Below are 25,041 nucleotides of genomic sequence, written 5' to 3'. Positions count from 1 at the left end.
CCCCCCATGTTTTACTGGCGGAGCGTGTCGTTTGCCTCTCAAATCGCTGTTGCTGGGCTGTGCGGCCCTGCTGGTTTCAGCCTCCCCCTGTCTGGCGGATATCAAGGTCGGATTCGCGGCCCCGCTTTCCGGACCCCTTGCCGCAGTGGGGGAGCAGTTGCGGACCGGCACCCAACAGGCCCTGGCCGATATCAATGCCAAGGGTGGGGTGCTGGGGGAAAAGCTGGTTCTGGTGACGGAAGATGATGGCGGCCTGCCGGCGCAGGCCGTTTCCGTCGCCAACAAGCTGGTGACACAGGATGTGGCCGTCGTCATTGGCCATTTACAGACCGGGACCACCCTGCCCGCCGCCAAAATCTATGGCGATGAAGGCATTCTCACCATCACGCCAACGGCAACCGCGCCGGAAGTGACGGAGGATGGCGGTGATCTGATGTTCCGCACCTGCGGACGGGATGATCAGCAAGGACCGGTGGCCGCCGCCTATATCGCCCGCCATTTAAAAGATAAGCGCATCGCGCTTCTGCAGGACCAGACCACCTATGGCAAGGGTCTGGCCGACGCCACCAAGCAGGCGCTCAATGCGGCGGGTATCCAGGAGGTTCTCTATACATCGCTGAAAGGCGGTGAACGGGATTATACCGCCCTGGTCACCCGCCTGAAGGCAGAGCGGGCGGAAGTTGTGTATTTCGGCGGCTATTACAGCGATGCCGCCCAGTTCGTGCGCCAGATGCGCGAGGCGGGGCTGGATTCCATCTTCATTTCCGGCGATACGCTGGCATCTGATGATTATATGGCGCTGGCCGGCCCCGCTGGCGAAGGCACCTTGATGAGTTTCAGCGCCGATGCCCGCACCTTGCCCGCCGCCGCGACGGTGCTGGAAGGGTTCCAGGCGCGGGGGGAAAAGCCGGGTGCCTATACGCTTTACGCCTATGCCGCGCTGCAGGTCTGGGCACAGGCGGCGGAAAAGGCCGGCAGCAGCGATGGCGCCAAGGTGGCAAGGGCATTACGTGACCGGCGCTATGACAGTGTGATCGGCCCGCTATCCTTCGATGAGAAGGGTGACCGGCGCGACACGGATTATGTGATCTACCGCTGGGCCGGCGGTAAATACAGCACTGTGCCTTGATGCGTTGATGGGCGCGGAACCGGCTTTGCTACCCGCGCCCCTCCCGCTATTTCAGGCCGCCACCAGATCCAGAAACTGGCGGGTGATCGCCAGATCGGCGCGCTGATTGTTGCGGCGGTCGGCTGCCTCCCAATCCTCACCCCATTGTTCGATCTGGTAATTCTCGTCCAACTGCGCGAGATCGAAAGTCTCTTCCGGTGTCAGGCGGCCTTCCACGAAAGCCAGCGCCAGCACCAGCGACCCCGTGATGCCGATGACATTCTGCAGCGCCGTCAGGTGCCAGGGGTTCAGCGCATCAATCGCCGTACGCAGCGCCTTCAGCGCCTGCGGTGATTGCGGCTTGTGGATGATGCCTGCTGCCAGGACCAGATGCGCATCGTGGCGCTGGGCTACCCAGTCCAGCAGCGGTTGCCAGAATTGTGCCTGCCGTTCCACCAGGGCCGGCGGTTCCTCCGCCCGGTAGCAGAGCAGTTCCGACCCGCCATATTCAGCCGCTGCCGCCGCAACGTCGGACATGCGGTCAATAATCCCGTCCAGGCAGGTGCTGGAAAGCTGGGTCAGCGGCATGGTCTGGGGCTTCACCTCTTCCCCTTGCGCTTCCCATTCCGCGGCTATGGCGTCCGCCAGGGGGCGGCTGGGCAGGGTCAAGGGCAGTTTGGCGGGTGTGCGCATCGACCGCCCATCCAGGGCGATGCTCCAGCCACCATCCACCGGCACCACGGCAACCTGCTTATAAAAGCGCTTCATCGCGTTTTCCTCTCCGCGAGAATATCCATCAACGCCCCCGGCACCTGGGCGTAATTTTCCACCAACCGGTCAGCGCCGGCGGCCTGAAGCTCGCTCAATTCATGATAGCCCCAGGAAACGCCGACAGACGCGACCTTGGCGTTCCGGGCCATCCAGATATCAAAGGTCGTATCGCCGATCACGATGGTGCCCTCTGCATCCGCGCCGGTTTCGGCCAATGCATGCAGCACCATGTCGGGATTGGGCTTTCCCGCCACACGATCACTGGTCTGCAAGGTGACGAAACGGTCAGCCAGACCATGATGTTTCAGCGTTGCATCCAGGCCGCGGCGGCTTTTGCCCGTGGCGATGCCCAGCAGGAAGCCTTCCTGCTCCAGCCGGTCCAAGGCCGCCAGTAAGCCGTCGAACAACGGTTCGGGATGGGTGCCGGCCAGCCGGTTGCGATAGAAGGCCTGCTTATATGCCTCGGCAATGGCTTCATGCAGGGCATTGTCTCCCGAATCCGGCGCCAGACGGGCCACCGCTTCCACCAGGGGCAAGCCCACGACCCGGCGGACGGCGGCAGCCGGCGGGGGTGGCAGCCGCATTGCATCGAATCCGGCGACCATGGCGGCGACAATGGCGTGCTGGCTATCCACCAGCGTGCCGTCGCAGTCGAAAAGGGCGAGCTTCAGCAAAACAAACCTATCCAGATCGGGGCGCTGTGAAATGGCGCGTCCCTGATGACGCCGATATAAGTCAAAGCGCGCTTTGTCGCCATGGCCCACCCTGCATGGGTGCCCCAAGCACCAGCCAGTATGCGCCCCATAACAAACAAAAAGGGCGCCCGTCGCCGGGCGCCCTTGAAGGGGACAATACCTGTGCCGCAGCGGGACAGGATTATTCGGGGCTGGAAGCATCCCCATCGGCTTCCGGCGTGCCCATCATCGCACCGGCAACGATACCGGCATTGGCACGGATCTTCTGCTCGATGCTGTCGGCCACGGCCGGGTTGGTGCGCAGGAAGGTCTTGGCATTTTCACGCCCCTGACCGATGCGCTGCCCATCATAGGAGAACCAGGAGCCGGACTTGTCCACCACACCGGCCTGGATGCCCAGATCCAGCAGCTCACCTACCTTGGACACGCCTTCGCCATACATGATGTCGAATTCGACGACCCGGAACGGCGGTGCCATCTTGTTCTTCACCACCTTCACGCGGGTCTGGTTGCCGGTGACGGTCTCCCGATCCTTGATAGCGCCGATGCGGCGGATATCCAGACGGACCGAAGCATAGAATTTCAGCGCGTTACCACCGGTCGTCGTTTCCGGATTGCCGAACATGACGCCGATTTTCAAGCGAATCTGGTTGATGAAGATCACCAGACAGCGCGACTTGGAAATGGAGCTGGTCAGCTTGCGCAGCGCCTGGCTCATCAGACGGGCATGCAGGCCGACATGGCTGTCGCCCATCTCCCCTTCCAGTTCGGCGCGCGGCACCAATGCGGCAACCGAGTCCACCACCAGCACATCGATGGCGCCGGAACGGACCAGCGTGTCAGCGATTTCCAGCGCCTGCTCACCGGCATCGGGCTGGGAGATCAGCAACTCGTCCACATCCACGCCCAGCTTGCGGGCATAGCTGGGATCGAGAGCATGCTCAGCGTCCACGAAAGCGCAGACGCCGCCATTCTTCTGCGCCTGCGCAATGGCGTGCAAGGCCAGCGTCGTCTTGCCCGAGCTTTCCGGACCATAAATCTCGATGATACGGCCGCGCGGAAAACCGCCAATGCCAAGAGCAATATCCAGGCCCAGCGAACCGGTGGAAACCACCTCCGTCTCGGAGATCGCTTCCTTGGCACCGAGCTTCATGATCGAGCCCTTGCCGAAGGCCCGTTCAATCTGGCCCAGGGCGGCGTCCAGAGCTTTTTGTTTATCCATGGGTGTTTCAACCAGGCGAAGTGGAGCTGCCGACATCGTAACTGTCCCCTTCCTTCTCGCACGGATAGGTGTCCGCGTTCAACTGCACCTGTTGTACTCTTTTTGTTCCAGAACGCCAAGGGAAAATGTTCTTGTAAAGTTCTCTTCCCTTGAAAGGGGAGAGAACGGGCCGGCTGGCTGCTTACCAAAAGCCGAAAAGCGGCATAGGATAGGCGCATGATGTCGCCATACCGCCCTCGCCCCCATCTGTTCTCACCCACCACTTTGCTGCTTGGGTGCGGCCTGCTTTTGCCCAGCCTGACGGCGCAGGGTGCGGAACCGCCGAAAAAGCCAAAAGCTGAAGTGATGGAAGAGGAAGTGATCGTGACGGGCCGGCGCGATGGAGAGCCGGATTTCCAGGAACGGCAGGATTATCACAACCAGGAATATCGCCGGCTCAAGGAAATCTACGAGCCTGATCCACCCGTCCCCCCACGGATGGAACGTCTGACGCGGATGCCAGAAGCAATATCCACCACGGTACAGGGCAAACCCACGCTGACGGAAAAATACTGGTAATGGCCCGTCTGCAGGATTTGGAACAGGCTGCCCGTTCCCTGGCGGAACGGGGTGACGACGCTGCCGCCATACCGATCTGGCAACAGATTCTGGCCCAGAACCCCGACCATCCCATTGCCCTGCTAAGTGTAGGCGATGCGGCCCGGCGGCAGGGTGATGGGGAAAAAGCTGAGACGTTGCTGCGCCATGCGGTACGGGTGGCCCCCCGGCTGGTGCCTGCCCGCTGCGCCCTTGCCAACCTGCTGCTTTATAGCGGGCGGGAAGATGAGGCGGGGACATTGTTGGAACAGGCAACCAGCCTCTCCCCCAGCACCCCCTATGTCTGGCGCGATTTGGGGCTCTGGCATCGGGTAAATGGCCGCCCAGCGGCAGCGCTGGAAGCGTTTGACCGTGCGCTGGCCTTGTCACCCAACGACGCAGCCGCTGCCCTTGGACGCAGCCTCTGCCTGCTGCGGCTGGGGAGATGGGCGGAGGGGTTTGCCGCGTATCATTATCGCTGGTCGGTGGCCGGCCGTCCTCCCCGCCATGGCACCATTCCCCAATGGAGGGGTGAGGGTGACCTTGCCGGCAAACGGCTGCTGGTCTGGGACGAACAGGGGGCCGGCGACACCATCATGTGCGCCCGCCTGATCCAGCCGCTTCTTGCAGCGGGTGCCGATGTCTGTTTTGAGTGTCCGACAGCGCTGGTGCCGCTGTTCCTGGACGGACGATTCGGCAGGCCGATCGCCAGGGGCCAGCCCCTGCCCCCCATGGATATGCAGGTGGCGCTGTTGGATCTGCCCGGTCTGCTGGGGCTGACACCGCAGACTATTCCCTGGCACGGCCCCTATCTGGCCGCCGATCCGGCGCAGCTTGAATCCTGGGGGCGACGTTTACCCCGGCAGGGCAACCGCCCCCGCATCGGCATCAGTTGGGCCGGCAATCCCGCCCATCCCGGTGACCGCTGGCGCACGCCAGGCCTGGAAGCCTTGTTGCCGCTGCTGGAGCGGTCGGGCATTGACTGGTACGCACTGCAGGTCGCCAGCGGGCGGGATCAGCTTGATGCCACTCCCCTGCCCGCCCATGTCACTGATCTGGGGGGCATGATCACCGGTTGGGGCGACAGCGCCGCCATCCTCAGTCATCTGGACCTGCTGATCACACCGGACAGTGCCTTGTGCCACCTGGCTGGCGCCATGGGGCGTCCGGTCTGGACGCTGATCTCTACAGATACTGACTGGCGCTGGCTGGAAGATGGAAATCGTACCGGATGGTACCCATCCATGCGGCTGTTCCGGCAGAAGAGCCGGGGTGACTGGGCGGGATTGCTGTCAAGGTTGATACCGGCATTACCGACCTGACGCGTAAATCTCTTTAAATGTTGCAACCGCGACTTGCCGTTACCCCGTCCTATCGGCAACATGGGATCCGTTACGCCGTCCCGCCCGAAGGTGCCCCGCTTGGACACGCTTGCGATTGCCAGCCTGCTGGATCTGCTGCCGGAAGGGGCTGCCATTTTCGATGCGCAGGAGCGGTTCGTTACAGCCAACCCTGCTTTCCTGGCCCTGTTTCCCGATACTGTCCCCTTCATGAAACAAGGGGTGCGTTTCGAGGAATTGTTGCGCGCCGGCATCGAGGCAAAGGCCAACCTTCCGGCCCGCGATCGGGACATGGAGGAATATATCGCCGAGCGGATGTTGAGCTTCCGCTACCCAACAGAAATGCCAACAGAATTCCGCTTGTCCGATGGCCGCTGGATCGCGGTACAGGATAAGCGCATGCCAGACGGCGGCACCTTGTGCCTGCGCACCGACATCACAGCATTGAAACGGCGGGAGGCGGAACTGCGTGACAGTGAACGCCGCTACCGCCAATTGGTGGACCTGACGCCGGATGGAATCGGGGTCCATGATATCCAGGGCCGTGGCCGTTTCCTGAATGCCGCCGGGCGCAATATGCTGGGCCTCACAGCCGATGAACCGGTCATCGGTCTGCCGATACTGGATTTCACGACGGAAGAATCGCGTGCGCTTGGAGATATGATGATCCGGCGCGCCGCCGCCGGAGAGTCGCTCCGCGGCGTGCGGATGGAACTGAAAACGCGCAATGGCGGCCTGATCGTCATCAGCCTTTCCGCCCTTCCCTTTGAAAGTGCAGGAGAAAGGCTCGTCCTCTGCCTGTTCCGCGATATCACCAGCGAAACAGCCGCCAATCTCCGCCTGCGGGAAAGCGAGGCGCGGGCTCGCTCCATTCTGGACACGGCGATGGATTGCATCATCGCCATCAACGATGCCGGCGAGGTGCTGGAGTTCAATCCGGCGGCGGAACGGACTTTTGGCTGGAGCCGGGCCGACGCGCTGGGCCGCCCCCTGGCGACCCTGATCTTCTCCCCCGATCCGGAAACGGATCAATCGTCCGGCATGTTTGGCATGGATGATACCGCGCTCTCCGGCCTGCTGGGGCGGCGGGTGGAGATGGAGGCGGTGCGGCGTGATGGCACCCGCTTCCCCGTGGAACTGGCCATGACGGCCGTGCCCTTAGGGCCAGGCCGGCGCTACACGGTGCATCTGCGCGACATTACCGAGCGGAAACAGGCCGAGCATGAGATCTGGGAGAAGACGCGCATCCTGGACAGCATGATGGATAATGTCGGCATCGGCATCGAGGTCTATGGCGCGGATGGAAGGCTGTTGCTGGCCAACCGCCGGGTCGGGGAACTGCTGGGCGTCGCGCCGGAGATCCTGGTGCCCGGCCTGCTGGACCGCGATCTGGTCCGGATACTGGCCGAACAGGGCGAATATCCAGGGGAAACCGTGGAAGAAAGCTTGGCCGATTATGAACGGCTTCGTTACGACAAGGGCGGTGTCTATTTCAACGAGCGGCAGAGGCCCAACGGCACCTGGCTGCAGGTACGGCATTTCCCCATGCCGGGTGGGGGCTTCGTCTCCCTTTTCTCTGACATCACGGAACAGCGCCGGCTGGAGGCCCAGCTTCTCCAGGCCCAGAAGATGGAAGCACTGGGCCAGTTGGCAGGCGGTATTGCCCATGATTTCAATAACATCCTGTCCGTCATCGGCGGTTATGCCGCCCTTGCCCGACAGGGGGTGGAAAAGGAAAGCATCTTTGCGGGATATCTGGGCAAGATTGTCCAGGGGGTGGAACGGGCAGCAGCCCTGACGCGTGAATTGCTGACCTTCTCCCGCCAGAAAGCCGGCGGTGCCGTCACCATTGACCTGGGCGCGGTTGTCCGCGGCCAGGAATTCATGCTGAAACCGCTGCTGGGCGCCACCATCTCCCTTTCGGTCACCGTGCCGGGGGAACCGGTGTGGGTGGCCATTGACCCCGACATGGCTGCCCAAGCCCTGGTCAATCTGGCCATCAATGGGCGCGACGCGATGCCGGGGGGCGGCCCGCTGACTGTGGAACTGGTCCAGTTCAGGGCGGACGATCCCGAAAGGCCGCCCCCGCCCGCCGGATTTACCGCTGGCGATTATGCCCTGTTACGGGTGAGCGATGCGGGGGCGGGCATCCCTGCGGAATTGCTGGAACGGATTTTCGATCCTTTCTTCACCACCAAACCCCCTGGCGAGGGCACCGGGCTGGGACTGGCCATGGTCTATGGCACCGTGAAGCAGGCCAATGGCGTGATCCAGGTAGAGAGCCCGACCGGGCGCGGCACCTGTTTCAGCATCTGGCTGCCGCTGGCCCCTGCCCCCGCCAATTATCCTCACCCGGCTGTCGGACGCGCGCTGCCGGCTGATTGCGACCGCGCCACCATCCTGGTGGCAGAGGATGAACCCGACCTGTTGACCATTGTCAGCCAGGTGCTGGAAGGGGCCGGCCATGTCGTGCGCACGGCGGCGGATGGGGTGGAAGCGCTGGAACGATTTGAAGAGGGCGGGGTCGATCTTCTGCTGACCGATCTGGTAATGCCCAATCTCGGCGGTGTCCGGCTGGCGCATCTGGTAACAGCGCTGGCCCCTGATGTGGTGGTACTTTTCATGACCGGTTATCCTGGCCGGCATCACGCTGCCATAATGGACCTGCCCCCCGATATCCCGGTCCTTTACAAGCCCATCGACCCGGACACGCTTTTGGCCGCCGTGGCCGATGCCCTGGCATCCAGCCGCACATCCGGCTGATTGTTACGGAAGGAGATTTTGAATGTGTGCCAGCTATATCCCTGAAGATCCGATTCGCAGCATCCGCATCCTGGTGGTGGAGGATCAGTTACAGACCCGTACCTGGATCGTCGACGTCCTGCGCACGATGGGGGTCCGTGATGTGCTGTCGGCCGCGGACGGGGTGGAGGCCCTGGAGACGGTAAAGCGGGAACGCTATATTGATCTGATCATCTGTGACTGGGCCATGCCCCGCATGAATGGCATGGATCTGCTGACCGCCGTACGCGCCATATTACCCGGCATCCCCTTCATCATGGAAACCGGCCATGGCACGGTGGATCATGTGCTGGCCGCCCGGGAAAGGGGCGTAGATGCTTTCATCGTCAAACCCTACAGCGCAGCGCAGCTTGAAGTGAAAATCCGAACCGTGGCGAAGAATGCGCTGCGGGGTTAGTGGAAACCGGACCTGTTGCCCGTCTGGGACCAGATAGCCCATGCTGGCGCCCGCAATTATTGCCGGAGATTTCCTTTGTCATCCCAACCTGTCGGCCTGATCTGCGCCGTACCGGAAGAGATCGCCCATTTCGGTGATCATCTGCACATCACGGCGCGCCAGACGCTGGCCGGATTTTCGTTCCTGTCCGGCAGTATCGATGGCCGGCCGGTGGTCATCGTGGAAGCAGGGATCGGCAAAGTGAATGCGGCGATCGTCGCCACCTTGCTGCTCACACAATTCAATGTCCGGTCGCTGATTTTTTCCGGTGTTGCCGGCGGGCTTGATCCCAGCCTGGGTATTGGCGATGTCATCATCGCACGGACGCTGATCCAGCATGATTATGGCGCCCTTTGCGACGGGGTGATTACCCCCTACCAACCCGGTGTGCCGCCTTTACCGGGGCTTGAGGGGCCGGTGGGCTATCATTTGCCGGCCGGACTGGAAACGGTCATCGCCAATGCTTTGCAGCATTTCGTTCTGGGTCCGCTGCCGGCTGCTGCCGCCGGCGGCACCCCACGTCAACCATCAGTTCGCCTGGGCACGGTGCTGACGGGCGATCATTTCCTGAATTGCGGAGTGACGAGAGAACGACTGCATAGCCGCTTCCAAGCCCAGGCCATCGAAATGGAAGGGGGAGCACTTGCCCAGGTCGCGGAACGATTTGGCGCGCCCCTGCTGGTGGTCCGTGCGCTTTCTGATCTGGCGGGGGCGGAAAGCCACTTGGACTTCCCCCAGTTTGCCCGCGCTGCTGCTGCCGGTGCCGCAGCCCTGGTCCGGCACCTCTTGCCCCTGATATCGGAAATGCCATCCACCAGCGACAGGCCGGCCCCTCTCATCCGTTAAACCAGCGGGGGATGTATTGTCCCCATCGGAGATGGATGGGACTATCATGGAAATCAACAGCAGCACGACATCGCTGTTCCAGACGGCGAGCAGCCGGCGGCCGTCGCCGCAGGAACGGTTTGAACAAACCGATACCGATAAATCAGGGACCCTTTCCCTGGATGAATTCAAGGCTGGGGCACCCAAGGGACAGGGCAGCGGCGGCAACAATGTCGATCAGGCCGAACTATTCACATCCATGGATGCCGACAGCAATGGTGAGCTGACACAGGCTGAAATGGAAAGCGCGTTCCAGCGGATGGGGAATGGAACGCGCGGCGCCTTGATCGATGCCCAGGCCGGGGCCGGTGGCCCGCCGCCGGACGGGGGAGCGGGTGGCACCAGCGGGAGCGCCAGCAATAGCGGGGATATTGCCAGCCTTCTGTCCAGCAGCACTGATAGCGAGGACGAGGAGGAGGACGATGCCATCTCCAGTCTGATCAGCCAGTTGCGCAGCGCCGCCGCCAGCTATGGGGCCAATGCCAGTACGGGCACGGCCGCAAATTCCAGCATTCCGGGCAGCCTGCTGGCCTAAACGACCAACCGGATGGGCGGCTGCGGGCCCTGCCTCAATCCGCTACCGCACATATGCCCCCTTCCATATTTTTGGGGGCATCCAACTCCGGGGTGGGTGCGCATCATTGTAAATACGCAGCCCACCCCATATTTTTCAGTGGTTTGTAGCCGTTTGTCGCGCTTGTCTTTGGCCGCGTAGCGCTTATCCTTTAAGAGCAACCCACATGGGATCAAGGATTATAGCCATGGCCAAGAAGGCACCCTCCATCAATATCGGCATCTCCGACAAGAACCGGGAAAAGATCGCCGAGGGGCTGTCCTGCCTGCTGGCGGACAGCTACACGCTCTACCTGAAGACGCACAATTTCCATTGGAACGTCACCGGGCCGATGTTCAACACGCTGCATACCATGTTCATGGCGCAGTATACCGAACTGCATACGGCGGTGGACGAGATCGCCGAACGTATCCGCGCCCTGGGCTTCCCCGCCCCCGGCAGCTACAGCCAATATGCCAAGCTGACCAAGATCGCCGAGGAAACCGGCGTTCCCAAAGCGGAAGAGATGATCCGCCAGTTGGTGGAAGGGCACGAAACCGTGGCCCGCACCGGTCGTGCGCTTTTCCCCGTGGTGGAAGAAGCAGGCGACGAGCCTACTGCTGACCTGCTGACCCAGCGGCTGCAGATCCATGAGAAGACCGCCTGGATGCTTCGTTCCATGCTCGAGTAATTTTGGCGATCGAGCTTTATCAAAAGGGGCCTGCCGGGCGACTGGCAGGCCTTTTTTCATGAATCTTCGGCGCTATGAACCTTGGTCGGCACTCCATTGCCTGAAGAAATGGGTTTTAGGGTTGATCATTGTCGGATGCCCGGCCAGTCTTCCTGATCATCCCAGCCGGCAACACTCGTCTTTTTCAGGAGCTTTGGTCTTTTCAATGTCACTTATCCTCCGGTCGCCGCGCCCTGCGGCACTGGCCCTGTGCCTTTCCTTTATCGCCCTGCCCGTTCTCTCCCCCGTTGCCGCCCAGGCTGTTGATAGTATCGAGGCCCCCACGGCATCGGCACTGCCGCCCGGCGTGGAAGCCATGATCCGTCAGGCGGCCGCTAAAGGCGATGCTGATCTGCTGGAAAAGACCAGTGGCCTGGCGGTGGAGACCTATCCCGACCAGGCAAAGGCAATCCGCGATTTGCATAACAGTCTGGTTGCCCAGCGCAAAACAGCAGAGCAAGCAGCCAAAAGGGCCAATGGCGCCCGCGTTCTGGCCGGCTGGACCGGCAGTGGCGAGCTTGGCGCCTCTCTTTCCAGCGGCAACAGCGATGATAAGGCCTTTGCGTTTGGCCTCGCCCTCAGCAAAGAGACCTTGGCCTGGCGCCACCGGGTGATGGCGACCGCCGATTACCAGCGCAGTGACGGCCAGACCAGCAAGGAGCGGTTCACCGCCGGGTACGAGCCCAATTATTTTATCAATGACCAGTTTTACGTTGCCGGCCAGTTCGGCTGGGAACGCGACATGTTCGCCGGATATCGCCACCGCCTGACAGAGACGGTGGGTGCCGGTTATGTCCTGGTCGATGATGGCGTTAACCGGCTGGAAGTGGAAGGCGGCCCCGGTGCGCGCCACACTTTCTACGCCGCCACGCCAGAACGTGCAGCCTGGACCGAGAATGAGTTCGTGTTCCGGGCCGCGGCTGAGTTCGTTCATCAATTCAGCGACGATGCCTCTTTCTCCCAGTCAGCCAAAAGCCTGATCGGTGCGGAGAACCGGACAGTGGAAGCGATCTCTGCCCTGACCACCCGCATCAACGACCTGTTCTCCGCCAAAATCAGCTTCACTGTGCGCAATGAGAGCGACCCGCCGGATGACCGCAAGGCCACCGACACGATCAGCCGCGCCACGCTGGTTTATTCCTTCTGATCCTTGTTGCTTCCGGTCGGGGAAGAGCGCTGCTAGAACAGGTGGCGAACTTCCCCGTTGCCAATGAAGCCGACATGACCGCCCCCAGCCCGCTGCGCCTGACGGAAATCGAAGAGCTGACCCTGGATGAAGCCCGCGAGGAGCATGCTGCCCTCGTCGCGGAGATCCACCACCACCGCGAGCTTTATTATTCCAAGGATGCGCCGGCCCTTTCCGATGCCGATTATGACCGGCTGGAACAAAGGCTGGCCCGGCTGGAGGCCCGTTTCCCGGAACTGGTGACGACTGACAGCCCGACCCAGACCGTGGGCGCCGCCCCCTCCTCCGGTTTTGGCAAGGTGAAGCATAAGGTGGCGATGCTGAGCCTCGCCAACGCATTCGAGGATGAGGATGTGGCCGATTTTGTCGGCCGGGTCCGTCGCTTCTTGAACCTGAGCGAAGATGCCGCCGTCGCCTTCGTTGCTGAACCGAAGATTGACGGCCTGTCCCTGTCCCTGCGCTATGAAAAAGGACAATTGGTCCAGGCCGCCACGCGCGGCGATGGGGCGGAGGGGGAGGATGTCACCGCCAATGTCCGCACCATCAAGGATATTCCCCATACGCTGAAGGGGAACGCCCCCGACATCGTGGAAGTGCGCGGTGAGGTTTATATGAACCGCGCCGAATTTCTGGAACTGAATCGCGTGCAGGCGGAAAAGGGCGACAAGGTCTTCGCCAATCCGCGCAACGCCGCCGCCGGCTCCCTGCGCCAGCTTGATTCCAAGATCACTGCCAGCCGTCCGCTGCGCTTCTTTGCCTATGCCTGGGGTGAGGTCTCAGCGCCGCTGGGCCGTACACAATGGGAAAGCCGGCAGAAGCTGGAGAGCTTCGGCTTCACCCTCTCCACCCCATCCCGCCTGTGCGATGGGGCGGATGCCCTGCTGGATTATTACCGGGAGATCGGTATCCAGCGGCCGACCCTGCCCTTTGATATCGACGGCGTGGTCTACAAGGTCAATGATCTGGCCTTGCAGGAACGGCTGGGCTTCATCTCCCGGTCGCCGCGCTGGGCCACGGCGCATAAATACCCGGCCGAACAGGCGATGACCCGGCTGAACACCATCTCCATCCAGGTCGGCCGCACCGGTGCCCTGACGCCGGTGGCAGAGCTGGAGCCGGTGAATGTCGGCGGCGTGGTGGTCAGCCGCGCCACGCTGCATAATAAGGATGAGATCGAGCGCAAGGATATCCGCGTCGGCGATATGGTCATCGTCCAGCGCGCGGGCGATGTGATCCCGCAGATCGTGGGCTATGTCGCGGACAAACGGCCGGCAGATTCCCATCCCTACGCCTTCCCCGACCATTGCCCGGAATGCGGCTCCATTGCCACGCGGGAGGAAGGCGAAGTCGTCACCCGCTGCACCGGCGGCCTGATCTGCCCGGCCCAGGCGGTGGAGCGGCTGCGCCATTTCGTGTCCCGCAACGCCTTCGATATTGAGGGGCTGGGGATTGAGCGTATCCAGCTTTTCTTTGAACAGGGGCGCATCCGCCAGCCGGCCGATATCTTCACCCTGGAAGCGCGGGAGGAGCAGCGTATCGACCGGCTGGTCACCATGACCGGTTTTGGCAAAAAATCGGTGGAGAAGCTGTTCCAGGCCATCGAAGCACGGCGCACCATTGCGTTGGACCGTTTCATCTTCGCCCTTGGTATTCGCCAGATCGGAGAAGCCACGGCCAAGCTGCTGGCCCGCGCCTATCGTACCGTGGAAACCTGGCAGGCCCGCATGGTGCAGGCCGCCTCCGAACGCGCTGATAAGCGGGAGGAGAAAAAGCCGGAGCTGGTGGGCGAAGCCTATGCCGAACTCTGCGGCATCGAACAGATCGGTGTCAGCGTGGCCGATGACCTGACCGACTTTTTCCGCGAACAGCATAATCTGGACGCGCTGGCGGCCTTGCTGGAACAGGTGAAGCCGGAGGAATATGTGCCCCCGGCCACTGCCAGCGCCTCCCCCGTCACCGGCAAGACCGTGGTGTTCACCGGCACGCTGGTCACCATGGGCCGGTCGGAAGCCAAGGCCAAGGCGGAGGCGCTGGGCGCCAAGGTCGCCGGGTCTGTCAGCGGTAAGACCGATTATGTCATCGTCGGTGCTGACGCCGGGTCGAAGGCCGCCAAGGCCCAGGAATTGGGGGTGACCATCCTGTCAGAGGAAGAATGGGCGGCCCTCATCGCCGGCCATTGAAGTGGCGTTGGCATGAACGGCGAAACTATAGTGTCCACAGCTAATTTTTCGCCGTCCGCTCCCGCCGCATCTTTCGCAACCCTCGGGAAAATCAGCATATTTCCAGGCTTTTCCAGGTTGGCACGGCCATTGCTCTTGTTGGGTCAACATGTATTCGACACAAGGCCACTCGGGGGAGCCACATATGTCCTTTAAGTCCATCCTGTTCGCCGCCGCCCTGTCCTTATCCGCGTTGCCGGCATTGGCGTTCGGCCCTCAGGATTTCACCGCACGTGAAATATCGGTGAAAAACCTGATCGGCCGTCTGGATATCACGGTGGCGGCGGGGGCCGACAAAGTGACGGCCAGCGTCACCGGCCCGGATAACAGGGTCGCCGACGTGACTGTTCGTCAGCAGGGTAAGCAACTGGTGATCGAACAAAGCCGCCCCTGGCACCGTGCCGACAAAGTCACCCGGGAAGATTGGGTTGATGTGAAGATCACCGTGCCCGCCGGGACACCGCTTGCGGTCAGCGGGTTCATCGGCGAAGGCAATGTAGGGGATCTGCTGGCGCCGCTCACCATCGATTCCCACACGTCCGGGACCTTCCGCGCCGGGCATGTCACCACGGCTGCCATCGGTATTTCCGGCAGCGGGGATATCCGTCTGGGGAAGGTTGATAATAATCTCTCCGCAGAGATTGCCGGCAGCGGGTCCGTACAAACGGGGGAAACCGCCGGCAAAGTGACAGCCGATGTCCGGGGCAGCGGCAAATTTACCCTGGACCGGGTCGATGGTCCCATGGCGATCGCCATCAAAGGCAGCGGTGACGTCATCGTGAAGAGCGGCACTATCGACCCCTTGACTGTTTCCATCGTCGGGTCCGGGAAAGTGATCATTGATGGTCAGGTGCGCAGCCAGTCCATCAGCCGGATTGGCTCCGGCACGGTGATCATCAATGGGCGCAAAGGCTGATCGCCGCCTTTCCCCACACCTTCCTTTTCGCCTGAAAAATCGCCCGTCATGATCGGAGCCAGCGATGCGCTATACGCGGCACCTGCCCACCCTTTTCCTGTCCGCCGGTCTTCTGTTGGCCGCCCTGCCCGCCAGTGCCGATATTGTTGGACCGCAACGGATCGGGGCCAGCAATCTGTTGATCCATGACATTATCGGCACGGTCACGGTTGCGACCGACGCAAATGCCAAAGACATCACCGTCACGATCAATGGCAAACCGGATGAACTGGCCCTGTTATCCGTCGGGCAGAAAGGCGACGCTGCCACCATTACGCGCAGCCGTCCGCCCAGCAAGATCGGCCGCGACTGGAATGTGAAGAATGACGATATCGTGATCGACATCACCATGCCCAAAAATGGCGATGTCACCGTGAACGATATGCTGGGCACGTTGCATCTGAACGATCTGGATGGAAAATTAGTCGCCAATATCAGCAGCGCCGCCGATATCACCACCGGTACCCTGGCCAGTGCCAGTTTCGCCATCAGTGGTGCAGCGGGTATCAAGGCCGGCTTCATCCAAGGCCCCTTGTCGCTGGTGGTCAGCGGCGCCTGCACTTTTGATGGTACGGGCGTTCAGCAGGGATTGCGCGCCGAAATCTCCGGCTTCGGCAATATCAGCACAGCCCGGACACGGGGACCCATTGATATCCAGATATCCGGCGTCGGGGATATCGAGATGCAAGATGGCGACACCGACATGCTCCGCGTTTCCATCAGCGGCATGGCTGGCGTGGATTATGAAGGCGAAGTCCGCAACCGCGATATCAATGTAAGCGGCCTTTCCAGCATCCATATCAACGGCCAGAAGGCCCGCTGACCGACCCCAGAAGTCAGGCGGCCCGGCGGAAGACGATGAATTTCGACAGGGTGAAATTGAAGATCAGGCCGGAAATGCTGCCCGCCGCCACCCCGGCATAGGGCAGCAACCGCCCCGCCGCCTCAAACCCCGTTGCCGTGAGCAGCGCGGGGCCAGCCTGAAGCACCAGCACATAGACACCATAATTCACCAGGGCCCCAACCGCATTGGCGGCCAGGAACTTGCCCCATTGCCGTATGGCGCCCCGGCGGCTGACACCGGTGAAGGTGTAGCGGCGGTTCAGGTACCAGGTGGAGGTAGCGGCCATCAGATAGGAGAAAATCCGACCGCCATAGGGGTCCAGCCCCAATAGATGCAGCGCCACTGCCAGCGCTGCCATATCAACCACCAGCCCGACAATGCCGATCAGGCCAAAAGTCAGCAACTCGCGCGAGACGGAACGGGACATCGGAGAACCTGGATCAAAAGCAGCGGATGGGGCTTTCCCATCCGCTGGTAATATGCAGCCGGATTATCTTACTTCAGGAAGGCGCTGTCGAAGTCCGGGGCCGGAACTTCCAGATATTTCAACCGCTTCATCTCCCGCCGACCGCGCGTCACCGTATCCAGGATCAGCCCGCAGGTCAGCGACAGGAAGGAGAGCAGGCCCAGTCCCGTCGCCAGCACAGCCGTGGGGAAGCGCGGCACCAGCCCGGTTTCGTAATAGGTGACAAAGAGCGGGAAAGCGATGCAGATCGACAGGATGGCAAAAAGCGCGGCGATGATGCCGAAGGACTGCATCGGCCGTTCCTCCTTGATCAGCTTGCCGATCATCCACAGGATGCGGAAACCATCGCGGAAGGTGGAGAGTTTGGAAACCGAACCTGGGGCGCGATCCTTATAGGGCGTTTCCACCTCGCCCAGCGGCATGCTCATTTCCAGCGCATGCACCACCAGTTCGGTCTCGATCTCAAACCCGCCGGCCAGCACGGGGAAGCTCTTTACAAAGCGGCGGGAGAAGACGCGGTAGCCGGATAAGAGATCGTCCGTGCGCTTGCCGAAAACCACCGTCACCAGGGACGTCAGCATGACGTTACCCAGGCGATGACCGGCGCGGTAAGTTTCCCAATCCGTTACGCGGGCGCCATTCACCATATCCAGCTTCTCATCCAGCAGCTTGGCCACCAGGGCCGGCGCGGACGGGGCATGATAGGTATCGTCGCCATCGACCATCACATACACATCCGCCTCGATATCGGCGAACATGCGGCGGACGACATGGCCCTTGCCCTGCAACGGCTCCCGCCGGACAACGGCGCCGGCCGCACGGGCAATCTCCGAGGTGCGGTCCTTGGAGTTGTTGTCATAGACATAGATGGTGGCCGTGGGCAGGGCCGCCTTGAAATCGCGGACCACCGCCTCGATGGAGGCTTCCTCATTGTAGCACGGCACCAGCACGGCGATGCGCGGTGTGGCCTGGACATTATCGAGAAGGGACATGGGGAAATCCGGAAGGCAGGTGGAAACCAATTGATAACACGGCATTCAGGGAAAAGATGCGTCCGAAAACGGCCGCTTTCATGACGGCGCCGCAGGGGTGGGACCACGAACCAGCCGGCACAGCATCATCGGTTCATCCAGATTGGACGTGACGAGGCGGCAATCCCCCATATCAGCGGCCAATCCGTAACGCGGCAGGATATGCTCAGCCGTCCAGACCTCCCAATGCGCGACCAGCCAGTAAAAATCGCCCTGATGGTTGGCGATGCGATCCCGCATCACCTGGTTCAGCTTGATATCGCCATGGTCGGGATGGATGAAATAGGAATGGACACGCAGGAAGGGCACCTGCGGCGGAAAGCCCGTGATCAGGAAGCTGGTGGGCGCATAACCGGTCTGGATGATGATGGTATTGTTCGGATTGGGCAGCGTCGGTGCGTTCACTTCCACAAACCGGTCGGCAAAGGGCATACGTGCCCAGGTGCCGGGTTTCCCGGTCACCGTCACCAGCACCAGCAATGCCAGCGCGATCCCGCCCCGCACCTTCACCGGCAGCGGCCACAGCGCGACCGCCACCACCATCAGCACCGGGGCCAGCATTTCCAGCGGGATCAGGTAGCGATAGATGGCAAACAGCTTCAGCCAGACCAGATAAGTGATGGCACCCGCCACCAGCACATAAAGCGCCGGACGGCGCGCCACGAGCATGGTGGCTTGCCGCCCCCGCAGGGCCAGCAGGATAAAGGGGGTGGCGATCATCACGATATAAGCGACCGGGATCCGCAGGTCGCGGAAGATGATCTCCCCCACCTTCTTCGGGTCGGCCAACCAGATGAAGGGGAACAGCAGATTGTTCAGGAAGCCGTGGGGGATGAATTTATCATCGCGATACGGCTCCGGCACACCCCAGGGGGAGCGGAACAGATCGTTGAAATAAGGGAAAAGCGGGTTCTGGTAGAAGCTCCACAGATGCCACATCCAGTGGCCGGAGAAGATCGCCATACCAGCGATCACCCCGATCCCGAAGAAGAAGGACAGGAAGAAGCGCCGCCAGAGCGTACCGCCCACAAACAGAAAGGCAAAACAGGCGCCAACGGCAAAGGGCAGGGTTGGCTGTTTCAGCCCCACGGCACTGCCAACCAGCAGCCCGCCCAGGAAAACAATGCCATAAGCCGCCCCCGCCCGGCCCTGCCAGACGATATCTGCCTTGGCCACCACCAGCCATGCAGCCCCCAGCACGAACAGGCTGATGACATTGTCATAGAAGGTGGCGCCCAACAGGCCCAACTGCCCCGCCCCGCAAAAGCCGACAATGGCCAGCGCCAGGGCGGCCAGGGTACGCAGCCGCACATTGGCCGCGAGCGGCGACAGCAGGGTGAAGGCCAGACCGAACAAGGGCACGACATTCAGCCCCTGCACCACCGACAGGACGTAGGAGACACCGCGCGCCGGCAGTATCTGCGCCAGCCAGTAAACCGGCAGATCCAGCGTGGGGTTATAATAGGTGGCCACCTGCCCCGGCGCCACATCCAGGGCCAGTTCCCGCCCGGTCAGATAGGCATAGGCATTGTACCAATGGTAATTGCGCAAATCCCAATTACCATCCTGCCCCAGCGACAGGGACCAGAACCCCACCAGCAGCGGGAACAGGATCAGCACGGCCAGGGCGATCAGATGCCAGCGACGGGCATCAGGGGCGGGATGCAGGGACATCGGTTGGTTTCACCGGATGGGAGGGCCGAACGGCCGGGTTGCAGACTTCCGTGATAGGCGGGGCTTCGGGCAAGATCAAGGCAGGCTTGCGGCCCCGCCCTCGGCACTCCGCTCGACAGGGATAACGCATTGGGTTACCACCCGATCCCATGTCGACGATCAAAGCCCTGCTTCACCCCTTCACCACCGGAATGCTGAAGCCGCCTGCCCAGGCGCTGATGCTGCGTGCCCATGCCGATGCGGCGCTGGATGCGGACTGGCGGCAGAACCTTCTCTGCATCACCGGGTTCAAGCCCGATCATGATGCGCTGCTGGCCGGTGGTTTCAAGGTTGAGGCGGCCTTGCCGGCAGAGGCTGGCCCCTTCGATGCCGCCCTGTGCCCGCTGACCAAGCACAAGGCCGACAGCCTGGCCGCCATTGCCCAGGCCTGGGCCGCCCTGCCCGTAGGTGGCCTGTTGCTCTGTGCCGGCGACAATGATACCGGGGCCGCCAGCCTGCAGAAGGATGTGGCCAAGGCGCTGGGACCATTGGAAACCGCCTCCAAATTCCATGCCCGCATCTTCTGGACCCGTAAGCAGGAAGGGGAGATGCCGGCGCTGTTAAAGGGCTGGCTGGCCGGTGGGGCCACCCGCCTTGTCCCGGAAACTGGATTCCATGCCGGCCCCGGCATGCATGGCTGGAACAAGATCGACCGCGGATCGAAGCTGCTGGCCGATCATCTGCCCGGCGACGTGCGCGGCCGTATCGCCGATCTGGGGGCCGGCTGGGGCTACCTGTCCGCCATGCTGCTGAAAACCGGTCGCCACCTGAAAGGGCTGGATCTGTTCGAAGCCGATGCGGCAGCACTGGAAGCGGCGAAGCTGAATATTCAGCCGCTGTCCGGCGAACCCCCCATCCGCTTTCATTGGGCGGATGTGACCAAGGGACTGCCCCGCCAGCGCTATCACAGTGTGATCATGAATCCGCCCTTCCATAGCGGCAAGGCGACGGATATCGAACTGGGCACCGCCTTCATTCAGCAGGCCGCCCATTGCCTGGAAAAAGGCGGGCTGATGCTGATGGTCGCCAACCGCCAGCTTCCCTATGAAGCCGCGATCGACGCCCATTTCAAGGAACGCCGGCTGGTGGCGGAAGCCGATGGCTTCAAGCTGATTGAGGCGCGGGCGTAGGACATTTAAAGGACAGCCCGTCGCGTTGATACCAAAGCCACAATCAATTAAGATCACCTAGGCACGATACAGCAGGCGTAAACGATTTTATGGGGAGGAACCCGCTGTGGCGACGCTCGATTTCAGCCGTATGACGTCAGCTGAGAAGCTTGATCTGATCGGCGAGCTTTGGGACAGTATCGAAGCTGACAACGTCCCTCTGACGGCGGAACAGGTTGCCGAGCTTGACCGCCGTTATGCAACACTGGACACAGATATCAAGCAGGGACGAGACGCCTTCACCGTCTATGATGAGTTGACGGCACGTTATCGGTGATGCAGGTCGTCCTGACCCAGCAGGCAGAAGCTGACCTTGCCGCCGCGCGGGACTGGTACGACAGTGAGGCGCCCGGTCTTGGATCACGGTTCATGGAAGAGTTCCTGAACATCGCCCGGCAGTTGGCTGATAATCCAGCTCTTTATCAGATTGTACGGCGGGACATCAGACGCGCAGTATTTCGCCGATTTCCTTATAGTCTGTTCTTCCGCATCCGTGGCAACGTTGTCGAGATTTTCGCCTGCTTGCATGCGAGGCGAAACCCTACTCTTTGGAAGTGCCTTCCACAGTGATCAAAGATCGTCAGCGGGAAGCAGTAACAAGAAGATTTGAGGTCCAATCGCTCCTAAAGCCTTTCGTCGATTTCGTTGATAACGCATCCCCCTGCCCCGCGCATTCCCGCCCCGGCGGCACTGCCCGTTTACCTGGGGCCCTGCATCGCCATATAAAGCCCCATCATGATGATCGATTTTCTCAAGATGCAGGGGCTGGGCAATGATTTCGTCATTGTCGACGGCCGCACCCGACCGATCCGCTTTTCGGCAGCGCAGGCGCGCGCCATCGCCGACCGGCGAAAAGGCGTTGGTTTCGATCAATTGATCATCATGGAACCGCCCGCAGAGCCGGCGGCTGATATTTTCATGCGCATCCTGAACCCGGATGGCAGCGAGGCCGGTGCCTGTGGCAATGCCACGCGCTGCGTCGCGTCCCTGGTGGCGCGCGATCTGGGGCGGGAGCGTCTGACCATCCAGACCATTTCCGGCCTGCTGGCCTGCACCATCCGCCCGGATGGGCTTGTGACGGTGGATATGGGGCCGGCACGGCTGGACTGGCAGTCCATACCGCTGGCCCGCGCCGCTGATACTGCCCATGTCGATCTGGCCGAAGGTCCGCTGGCTGATCCGGTTTGCGTGAACATGGGTAACCCCCACGCCGTCTTTTTTGTGGAAGATGTCGAGGCGGTGGACCTGCCAAAGTTCGGCCCGCTGCTGGAGACCGCCCCCCTGTTCCCCGACCGCGCCAATATCGAAGTGGTGCATGTCACCGGGCCGGCATCGGTGCGGATGCGGGTGTGGGAACGCGGGGCCGGCATCACCCAGGCTTGCGGGTCGGGCGCCTGCGCCGTCGGTGTGGCCGCCATAAGGCGCGGGCTGGTGGAAGGCCGGCTTGTCACCGTGAGCCTGGATGGTGGTGACCTGATCATTGAATGGCTGGAGAACGGCCATGTGCTGATGACCGGGCCGGTGGCCACTTCCTTCACCGGCACCCTGGATAACAGCCTGCTGGACGTGCCGGCATGAGTGTGGAAACCAACCTGCCCGATGCCGCCGACCTGCATGACCATGCGCATGAGGGCGGCGAAGGCGGCCCGGCGGAAGTCACCGGCGGTGTGGGGGAACCCACGCTGGTCACCTTCGGCTGCCGGCTGAATGCCTATGAATCGGAAGTGATGCGCACCCATGCCCGGCAAGCCGGGCTGGCGGATGTGGTCATCGTCAATACCTGCGCCGTCACGGCGGAAGCGGAGCGCCAAGCCCGCCAGACCATCCGCCGCATGCGCCGGGAACGGCCTGAAGCCAAGATCATCGTCACCGGCTGTGCCGCCCAGGTCAGCCCGGAGAAATTCGCCGCCATGGGCGAGGTGGATCATGTGCTGGGCAATGATGCCAAGCTGACCGCCGCCCCCTGGTCCGATTTCGGCACCGGTGCCGCCGAACGTGTCGCCGTCAACGATATCATGAGCGTGAAGGAGACGGCGGGCCATCTGATCCAGGGCATGGAAGGGCGCGCCCGCGCCTTTGTCCAGGTGCAGAATGGCTGTGACCATCGCTGCACCTTCTGCATCATCCCCTTTGGCCGCGGCAATTCCCGCTCTGTGCCGATGGGGGAGATTGTCGCCCAGGTCCGTGCCCTGGTGGCGTCGGGCTATAATGAGGTGGTGTTGACCGGGGTGGATATCACCTCCTTCGGGGCCGATCTGCCGGGCAATCCCAGCCTGGGCCAGATGACCCGCCGCCTGCTGGCCGCCGTGCCGGAACTGCCGCGCCTGCGCCTGTCATCGCTGGATGCGGTGGAGATGGATGAGGATCTGTGGCGGCTGATCGCTGAAGAACCGCGCCTCATGCCACATCTGCACCTGTCCTTGCAGGCTGGCGACGACATGATCTTGAAGCGGATGAAGCGTCGCCATCTGCGCGATGATGCCATCGCCTTTGCCGAAAAGGCCCGGTCGTTACGCCCGGATATCGTCTTTGGTGCCGATATCATCGCCGGCTTCCCGACGGAGACGGAGGAGATGTTCCAGAACAGCCTGCGCATTGTCGAACAATGCGGGCTGACCTGGCTGCACGTCTTCCCCTACAGCCCCCGCCCCGGCACGCCGGCGGCCAAGATGCCCCAGGTGCCCGGCCCCATCCGCAAGGAACGTGCGGCCCGGCTGCGCGCGGCTGGTGAGGCGCAGGTGGCAGCCTATCTCGCCTCCCAGGTGGGTCGTTCCGTCAGCGTACTGGTCGAGAAATCTGGCCTGGGTCGCAATGAGGGCTTTGCCGAAGTGCGCGTACCGGACCATTATGAACCCGGAACGATCCTGCGCGCCCATATTACCGGCATTGCCGGCCACCAACTTACCGCCACGGTCCTGGACTGATGCTGAACTGGTTCAAGAAGAAAGACCCGCAGCCGTCGCCTGAAAACGACATGCGGCTTCGTCGCCCGTCCCCCGCGCTTGAAAAAGCCGGGGACGAACCGGACATCACGCCCGATCAGGTCAAGGAAGAACCGGGCGAGATCACCATTCCGATTCCGGTCCCGGTTTCCCCGCCGCCGCTGCCCCCGGCCCCGCCGGCAGCCCCGGTTGTGCCGGAACCGCTGGTGACGCCACCTGCACCGCCGCCCCCAACCCCCGTGGTGGAGCCGGTGAAGGAAGAACCGGCTGAGGTGGAAATCCCCGTCCCGGTACCCGCCCCCAGCCCGGAGCCAGCCGCGCCGGAACCAGCGGAAAAGCCGGCAGAGATCGAAATTCCGATCCCCGTTTTCACCGCTGCCCCCAGCGCCGAGGCCGCCGCCCTGGCGGAGGAACCGCTGCCGGAACTGGAGGACAAGCCGGAACGCAAAAGCTGGTTCTCCCGGCTGAAGGACGGCCTGTCCAAATCCACTGCGCGTCTGACCGATGGCATCAGTGGCATCTTTACCAAGAAGAAGCTGGATGATGAGGCGCTGGAGGAGTTGGAAGAACTGCTGATCCGGGCCGATCTGGGCCCGGTCACCGCCGCCCGTCTGGCTGCTGGCCTTGCCAAGACCCGCTTTGGCAAAGAAGTGACGGCGGAAGAGGTGAAGCAATATCTGGCCGCCGAGGTGCAGAAGATCGTGCAGCCGGTGGCCCAGCCACTGGTGATCGACACGACCAAGAAGCCGCATGTGATCCTGCTGGTCGGCGTTAATGGCACCGGCAAGACCACCACAATCGGCAAGCTGGCCCGTCAGTTCCGCGCTGAGGGCAAGAATGTGTGGCTGGCCGCCGGTGACACGTTCCGCGCCGCCGCTGTCAGCCAGTTGCAGATCTGGGGGGAGCGGACAGGCTGCCCTGTCATCTCCAAGCCGACCGGCGCCGATGCTGCCGGCCTTGCCTATGAGGCTTTGGAAAAGGCCACCGCCGCCGGGGCTGACGTGCTGTTGATCGACACGGCCGGTCGCTTGCAGAACAAGGCCGGGCTGATGGAAGAGTTGCGCAAGATCGTCCGCGTAATCAAGAAGGTGCAGCCCGACGCGCCGCACACCACCTTGCTGACGCTGGATGCCACCACCGGCCAGAACGCACACAGCCAGGTGGAAGTGTTCAAGGACATGGTGTCCATCAACGGCCTGATCCTGACCAAGCTTGATGGCTCTGCCCGTGGCGGCGTGCTGGTTGCGCTGGCCGAGAAATTCAAGCTGCCCGTCCACGCCATCGGCGTTGGCGAAGGCGTTTACGACCTGCGCCCCTTCGAGGCCGACAGCTTCGCCCGCGCCTTGGTCGGGTTGGAGTAAGACCCGCCCTCTGTTTCCCTGCCCCTTTTATGGGGCA

General features: G+C 62.2%; 24 protein-coding genes. 18 read left to right on the top strand and 6 right to left on the bottom strand.

Translation table 11 applies throughout. The features are described from left to right. The first annotated feature begins 31 nt into the window (after positions 1-31). On the top strand, positions 32-1,129 hold the full coding sequence (locus G473_RS0118690; RefSeq protein ID WP_029014356.1) for a branched-chain amino acid ABC transporter substrate-binding protein: 1,098 nt from the start codon (positions 32-34) through the stop codon (positions 1,127-1,129). A 51-nt stretch (positions 1,130-1,180) separates the two neighbouring features. Here the strand turns inward: G473_RS0118690 and G473_RS0118685 are convergent, their stop codons facing one another. From G473_RS0118685 to recA, 3 genes are all read right to left on the bottom strand, one after another. Further along, on the bottom strand, positions 1,181-1,876 hold the full coding sequence (locus G473_RS0118685; protein WP_029014355.1) for an ATP12 family chaperone protein: 696 nt from the start codon (positions 1,874-1,876) through the stop codon (positions 1,181-1,183). Beyond that, positions 1,873-2,553: an HAD-IA family hydrolase gene (locus tag G473_RS0118680; protein WP_029014354.1), complete on the bottom strand. Its 681-nt coding sequence runs from the start codon at positions 2,551-2,553 to the stop codon at positions 1,873-1,875. Before G473_RS0118680 ends, G473_RS0118685 begins: the two co-directional genes overlap by 4 nt. A gap of 202 nt (positions 2,554-2,755) precedes the next feature. After that, the gene (gene recA, locus G473_RS0118675; protein WP_029014353.1) at positions 2,756-3,832 is read right to left on the bottom strand and encodes a recombinase RecA; all 1,077 of its coding nucleotides are present in this window, start codon (positions 3,830-3,832) and stop codon (positions 2,756-2,758) included. A 180-nt stretch (positions 3,833-4,012) separates the two neighbouring features. On the opposite strand from recA, the gene G473_RS0118670 reads away from it, so the two are divergent. The 11 genes from G473_RS0118670 to G473_RS0118620 all read left to right on the top strand — a co-directional run bounded on the left by G473_RS0118670 (position 4,013) and on the right by G473_RS0118620 (position 16,301). Then, positions 4,013-4,354: a hypothetical protein gene (locus G473_RS0118670; protein WP_029014352.1), complete on the top strand. Its 342-nt coding sequence runs from the start codon at positions 4,013-4,015 to the stop codon at positions 4,352-4,354. After that, on the top strand, positions 4,354-5,694 hold the full coding sequence (locus tag G473_RS27775) for a tetratricopeptide repeat protein (protein ID WP_051330431.1): 1,341 nt from the start codon (positions 4,354-4,356) through the stop codon (positions 5,692-5,694). Before G473_RS0118670 ends, G473_RS27775 begins: the two co-directional genes overlap by 1 nt. Positions 5,695-5,793: 99 nt before the next feature. After that, on the top strand, positions 5,794-8,475 hold the full coding sequence (locus tag G473_RS0118660) for a PAS domain S-box protein (protein WP_029014351.1): 2,682 nt from the start codon (positions 5,794-5,796) through the stop codon (positions 8,473-8,475). 22 nt (positions 8,476-8,497) lie between these two features. Then, the gene (locus G473_RS0118655) at positions 8,498-8,911 is read left to right on the top strand and encodes a response regulator (protein ID WP_029014350.1); all 414 of its coding nucleotides are present in this window, start codon (positions 8,498-8,500) and stop codon (positions 8,909-8,911) included. A gap of 75 nt (positions 8,912-8,986) precedes the next feature. Beyond that, positions 8,987-9,796 carry a 5'-methylthioadenosine/adenosylhomocysteine nucleosidase gene (locus G473_RS27770; RefSeq protein ID WP_051330430.1) on the top strand — a complete coding sequence of 270 codons (810 nt, stop codon included), beginning with the start codon at positions 8,987-8,989 and terminating at the stop codon, positions 9,794-9,796. A gap of 46 nt (positions 9,797-9,842) precedes the next feature. After that, complete coding sequence (locus G473_RS0118645; RefSeq protein ID WP_029014349.1) at positions 9,843-10,370, top strand: EF-hand domain-containing protein; 528 nt, start codon at positions 9,843-9,845, stop codon at positions 10,368-10,370. A 226-nt stretch (positions 10,371-10,596) separates the two neighbouring features. Then, the gene (locus tag G473_RS0118640) at positions 10,597-11,079 is read left to right on the top strand and encodes a Dps family protein (RefSeq protein WP_029014348.1); all 483 of its coding nucleotides are present in this window, start codon (positions 10,597-10,599) and stop codon (positions 11,077-11,079) included. A 205-nt stretch (positions 11,080-11,284) separates the two neighbouring features. Next, positions 11,285-12,265 carry a DUF481 domain-containing protein gene (locus tag G473_RS0118635; protein ID WP_029014347.1) on the top strand — a complete coding sequence of 327 codons (981 nt, stop codon included), beginning with the start codon at positions 11,285-11,287 and terminating at the stop codon, positions 12,263-12,265. A gap of 74 nt (positions 12,266-12,339) precedes the next feature. Beyond that, positions 12,340-14,484, top strand: a complete 2,145-nt coding sequence (ligA, locus tag G473_RS0118630) for an NAD-dependent DNA ligase LigA (protein WP_029014346.1) — start codon at positions 12,340-12,342, stop codon at positions 14,482-14,484. A 184-nt stretch (positions 14,485-14,668) separates the two neighbouring features. Then, a complete protein-coding gene (locus G473_RS29535) occupies positions 14,669-15,439 on the top strand; it encodes a GIN domain-containing protein (RefSeq protein WP_029014345.1) in 771 nt (256 codons plus the stop codon). Between the two features lie 64 nt (positions 15,440-15,503). Continuing rightward, complete coding sequence (locus G473_RS0118620; protein WP_029014344.1) at positions 15,504-16,301, top strand: head GIN domain-containing protein; 798 nt, start codon at positions 15,504-15,506, stop codon at positions 16,299-16,301. Between the two features lie 13 nt (positions 16,302-16,314). Here G473_RS0118620 and G473_RS0118615 read toward each other — a convergent pair whose 3' ends face one another. The 3 genes from G473_RS0118615 to G473_RS27760 all read right to left on the bottom strand — a co-directional run bounded on the left by G473_RS0118615 (position 16,315) and on the right by G473_RS27760 (position 19,493). After that, a complete protein-coding gene (locus G473_RS0118615) occupies positions 16,315-16,749 on the bottom strand; it encodes a GtrA family protein (RefSeq protein WP_029014343.1) in 435 nt (144 codons plus the stop codon). A gap of 68 nt (positions 16,750-16,817) precedes the next feature. Then, on the bottom strand, positions 16,818-17,780 hold the full coding sequence (locus tag G473_RS0118610) for a glycosyltransferase family 2 protein (RefSeq protein ID WP_029014342.1): 963 nt from the start codon (positions 17,778-17,780) through the stop codon (positions 16,818-16,820). Positions 17,781-17,858: 78 nt separating this feature from the next. Beyond that, positions 17,859-19,493, bottom strand: a complete 1,635-nt coding sequence (locus tag G473_RS27760) for a hypothetical protein (protein ID WP_035707728.1) — start codon at positions 19,491-19,493, stop codon at positions 17,859-17,861. A gap of 149 nt (positions 19,494-19,642) precedes the next feature. Here G473_RS27760 and G473_RS0118600 point away from each other — a divergent pair, with 149 nt between their 5' ends. The 6 genes from G473_RS0118600 (at position 19,643) to ftsY (ending at position 25,004) form a co-directional block, all read left to right on the top strand. Next, complete coding sequence (locus G473_RS0118600) at positions 19,643-20,662, top strand: class I SAM-dependent methyltransferase (protein ID WP_029014341.1); 1,020 nt, start codon at positions 19,643-19,645, stop codon at positions 20,660-20,662. A gap of 106 nt (positions 20,663-20,768) precedes the next feature. Beyond that, the gene (locus G473_RS27755; protein WP_035707722.1) at positions 20,769-20,978 is read left to right on the top strand and encodes an addiction module protein; all 210 of its coding nucleotides are present in this window, start codon (positions 20,769-20,771) and stop codon (positions 20,976-20,978) included. Further along, the gene (locus G473_RS0118590) at positions 20,978-21,271 is read left to right on the top strand and encodes a type II toxin-antitoxin system RelE/ParE family toxin (protein ID WP_029014340.1); all 294 of its coding nucleotides are present in this window, start codon (positions 20,978-20,980) and stop codon (positions 21,269-21,271) included. Before G473_RS27755 ends, G473_RS0118590 begins: the two co-directional genes overlap by 1 nt. A gap of 165 nt (positions 21,272-21,436) precedes the next feature. After that, positions 21,437-22,279 (top strand): diaminopimelate epimerase, encoded by an 843-nt coding sequence (gene dapF / locus G473_RS0118585; RefSeq protein ID WP_029014339.1) that lies wholly within the window; start codon positions 21,437-21,439, stop codon positions 22,277-22,279. Then, positions 22,276-23,625 (top strand): tRNA (N(6)-L-threonylcarbamoyladenosine(37)-C(2))-methylthiotransferase MtaB, encoded by a 1,350-nt coding sequence (gene mtaB, locus G473_RS0118580; protein ID WP_084438305.1) that lies wholly within the window; start codon positions 22,276-22,278, stop codon positions 23,623-23,625. Before dapF ends, mtaB begins: the two co-directional genes overlap by 4 nt. After that, entirely contained in the window at positions 23,625-25,004 is a 1,380-nt protein-coding gene (gene ftsY, locus G473_RS0118575) for a signal recognition particle-docking protein FtsY (protein ID WP_425411583.1), read from the top strand. Before mtaB ends, ftsY begins: the two co-directional genes overlap by 1 nt. Positions 25,005-25,041: the final 37 nt, after the last annotated feature.

The sequence above is a fragment of the Niveispirillum irakense DSM 11586 genome, from assembly GCF_000429645.1.
Lineage (GTDB): Bacteria > Pseudomonadota > Alphaproteobacteria > Azospirillales > Azospirillaceae > Niveispirillum > Niveispirillum irakense.
Note: the sequence above shows the minus strand (reverse complement) of the source record. Positions and strands in the feature narration are given on the sequence as shown.

Excerpts from the sequence above, each read along its gene's own strand:
- G473_RS0118685 (WP_029014355.1), bottom strand. The coding sequence starts at position 1,876 with ATGAAGCGCTTTTATAAGCAGGTTGCCGTGGTGCCGGTGGATGGTGGC.
- recA (WP_029014353.1), bottom strand. The coding sequence starts at position 3,832 with ATGTCGGCAGCTCCACTTCGCCTGGTTGAAACACCCATGGATAAACAA.
- G473_RS0118670 (WP_029014352.1), top strand. The coding sequence starts at position 4,013 with ATGATGTCGCCATACCGCCCTCGCCCCCATCTGTTCTCACCCACCACT.
- G473_RS27775 (WP_051330431.1), top strand. The coding sequence starts at position 4,354 with ATGGCCCGTCTGCAGGATTTGGAACAGGCTGCCCGTTCCCTGGCGGAA.
- G473_RS0118655 (WP_029014350.1), top strand. The coding sequence starts at position 8,498 with ATGTGTGCCAGCTATATCCCTGAAGATCCGATTCGCAGCATCCGCATC.
- G473_RS0118645 (WP_029014349.1), top strand. The coding sequence starts at position 9,843 with ATGGAAATCAACAGCAGCACGACATCGCTGTTCCAGACGGCGAGCAGC.
- G473_RS0118640 (WP_029014348.1), top strand. The coding sequence starts at position 10,597 with ATGGCCAAGAAGGCACCCTCCATCAATATCGGCATCTCCGACAAGAAC.
- G473_RS0118635 (WP_029014347.1), top strand. The coding sequence starts at position 11,285 with ATGTCACTTATCCTCCGGTCGCCGCGCCCTGCGGCACTGGCCCTGTGC.
- ligA (WP_029014346.1), top strand. The coding sequence starts at position 12,340 with ATGACCGCCCCCAGCCCGCTGCGCCTGACGGAAATCGAAGAGCTGACC.
- G473_RS29535 (WP_029014345.1), top strand. The coding sequence starts at position 14,669 with ATGTCCTTTAAGTCCATCCTGTTCGCCGCCGCCCTGTCCTTATCCGCG.
- G473_RS0118620 (WP_029014344.1), top strand. The coding sequence starts at position 15,504 with ATGCGCTATACGCGGCACCTGCCCACCCTTTTCCTGTCCGCCGGTCTT.
- G473_RS0118615 (WP_029014343.1), bottom strand. The coding sequence starts at position 16,749 with ATGTCCCGTTCCGTCTCGCGCGAGTTGCTGACTTTTGGCCTGATCGGC.
- G473_RS0118610 (WP_029014342.1), bottom strand. The coding sequence starts at position 17,780 with ATGTCCCTTCTCGATAATGTCCAGGCCACACCGCGCATCGCCGTGCTG.
- G473_RS27760 (WP_035707728.1), bottom strand. The coding sequence starts at position 19,493 with ATGTCCCTGCATCCCGCCCCTGATGCCCGTCGCTGGCATCTGATCGCC.
- G473_RS0118600 (WP_029014341.1), top strand. The coding sequence starts at position 19,643 with ATGTCGACGATCAAAGCCCTGCTTCACCCCTTCACCACCGGAATGCTG.
- G473_RS0118590 (WP_029014340.1), top strand. The coding sequence starts at position 20,978 with ATGCAGGTCGTCCTGACCCAGCAGGCAGAAGCTGACCTTGCCGCCGCG.
- dapF (WP_029014339.1), top strand. The coding sequence starts at position 21,437 with ATGATGATCGATTTTCTCAAGATGCAGGGGCTGGGCAATGATTTCGTC.
- mtaB (WP_084438305.1), top strand. The coding sequence starts at position 22,276 with ATGAGTGTGGAAACCAACCTGCCCGATGCCGCCGACCTGCATGACCAT.
- ftsY (WP_425411583.1), top strand. The coding sequence starts at position 23,625 with ATGCTGAACTGGTTCAAGAAGAAAGACCCGCAGCCGTCGCCTGAAAAC.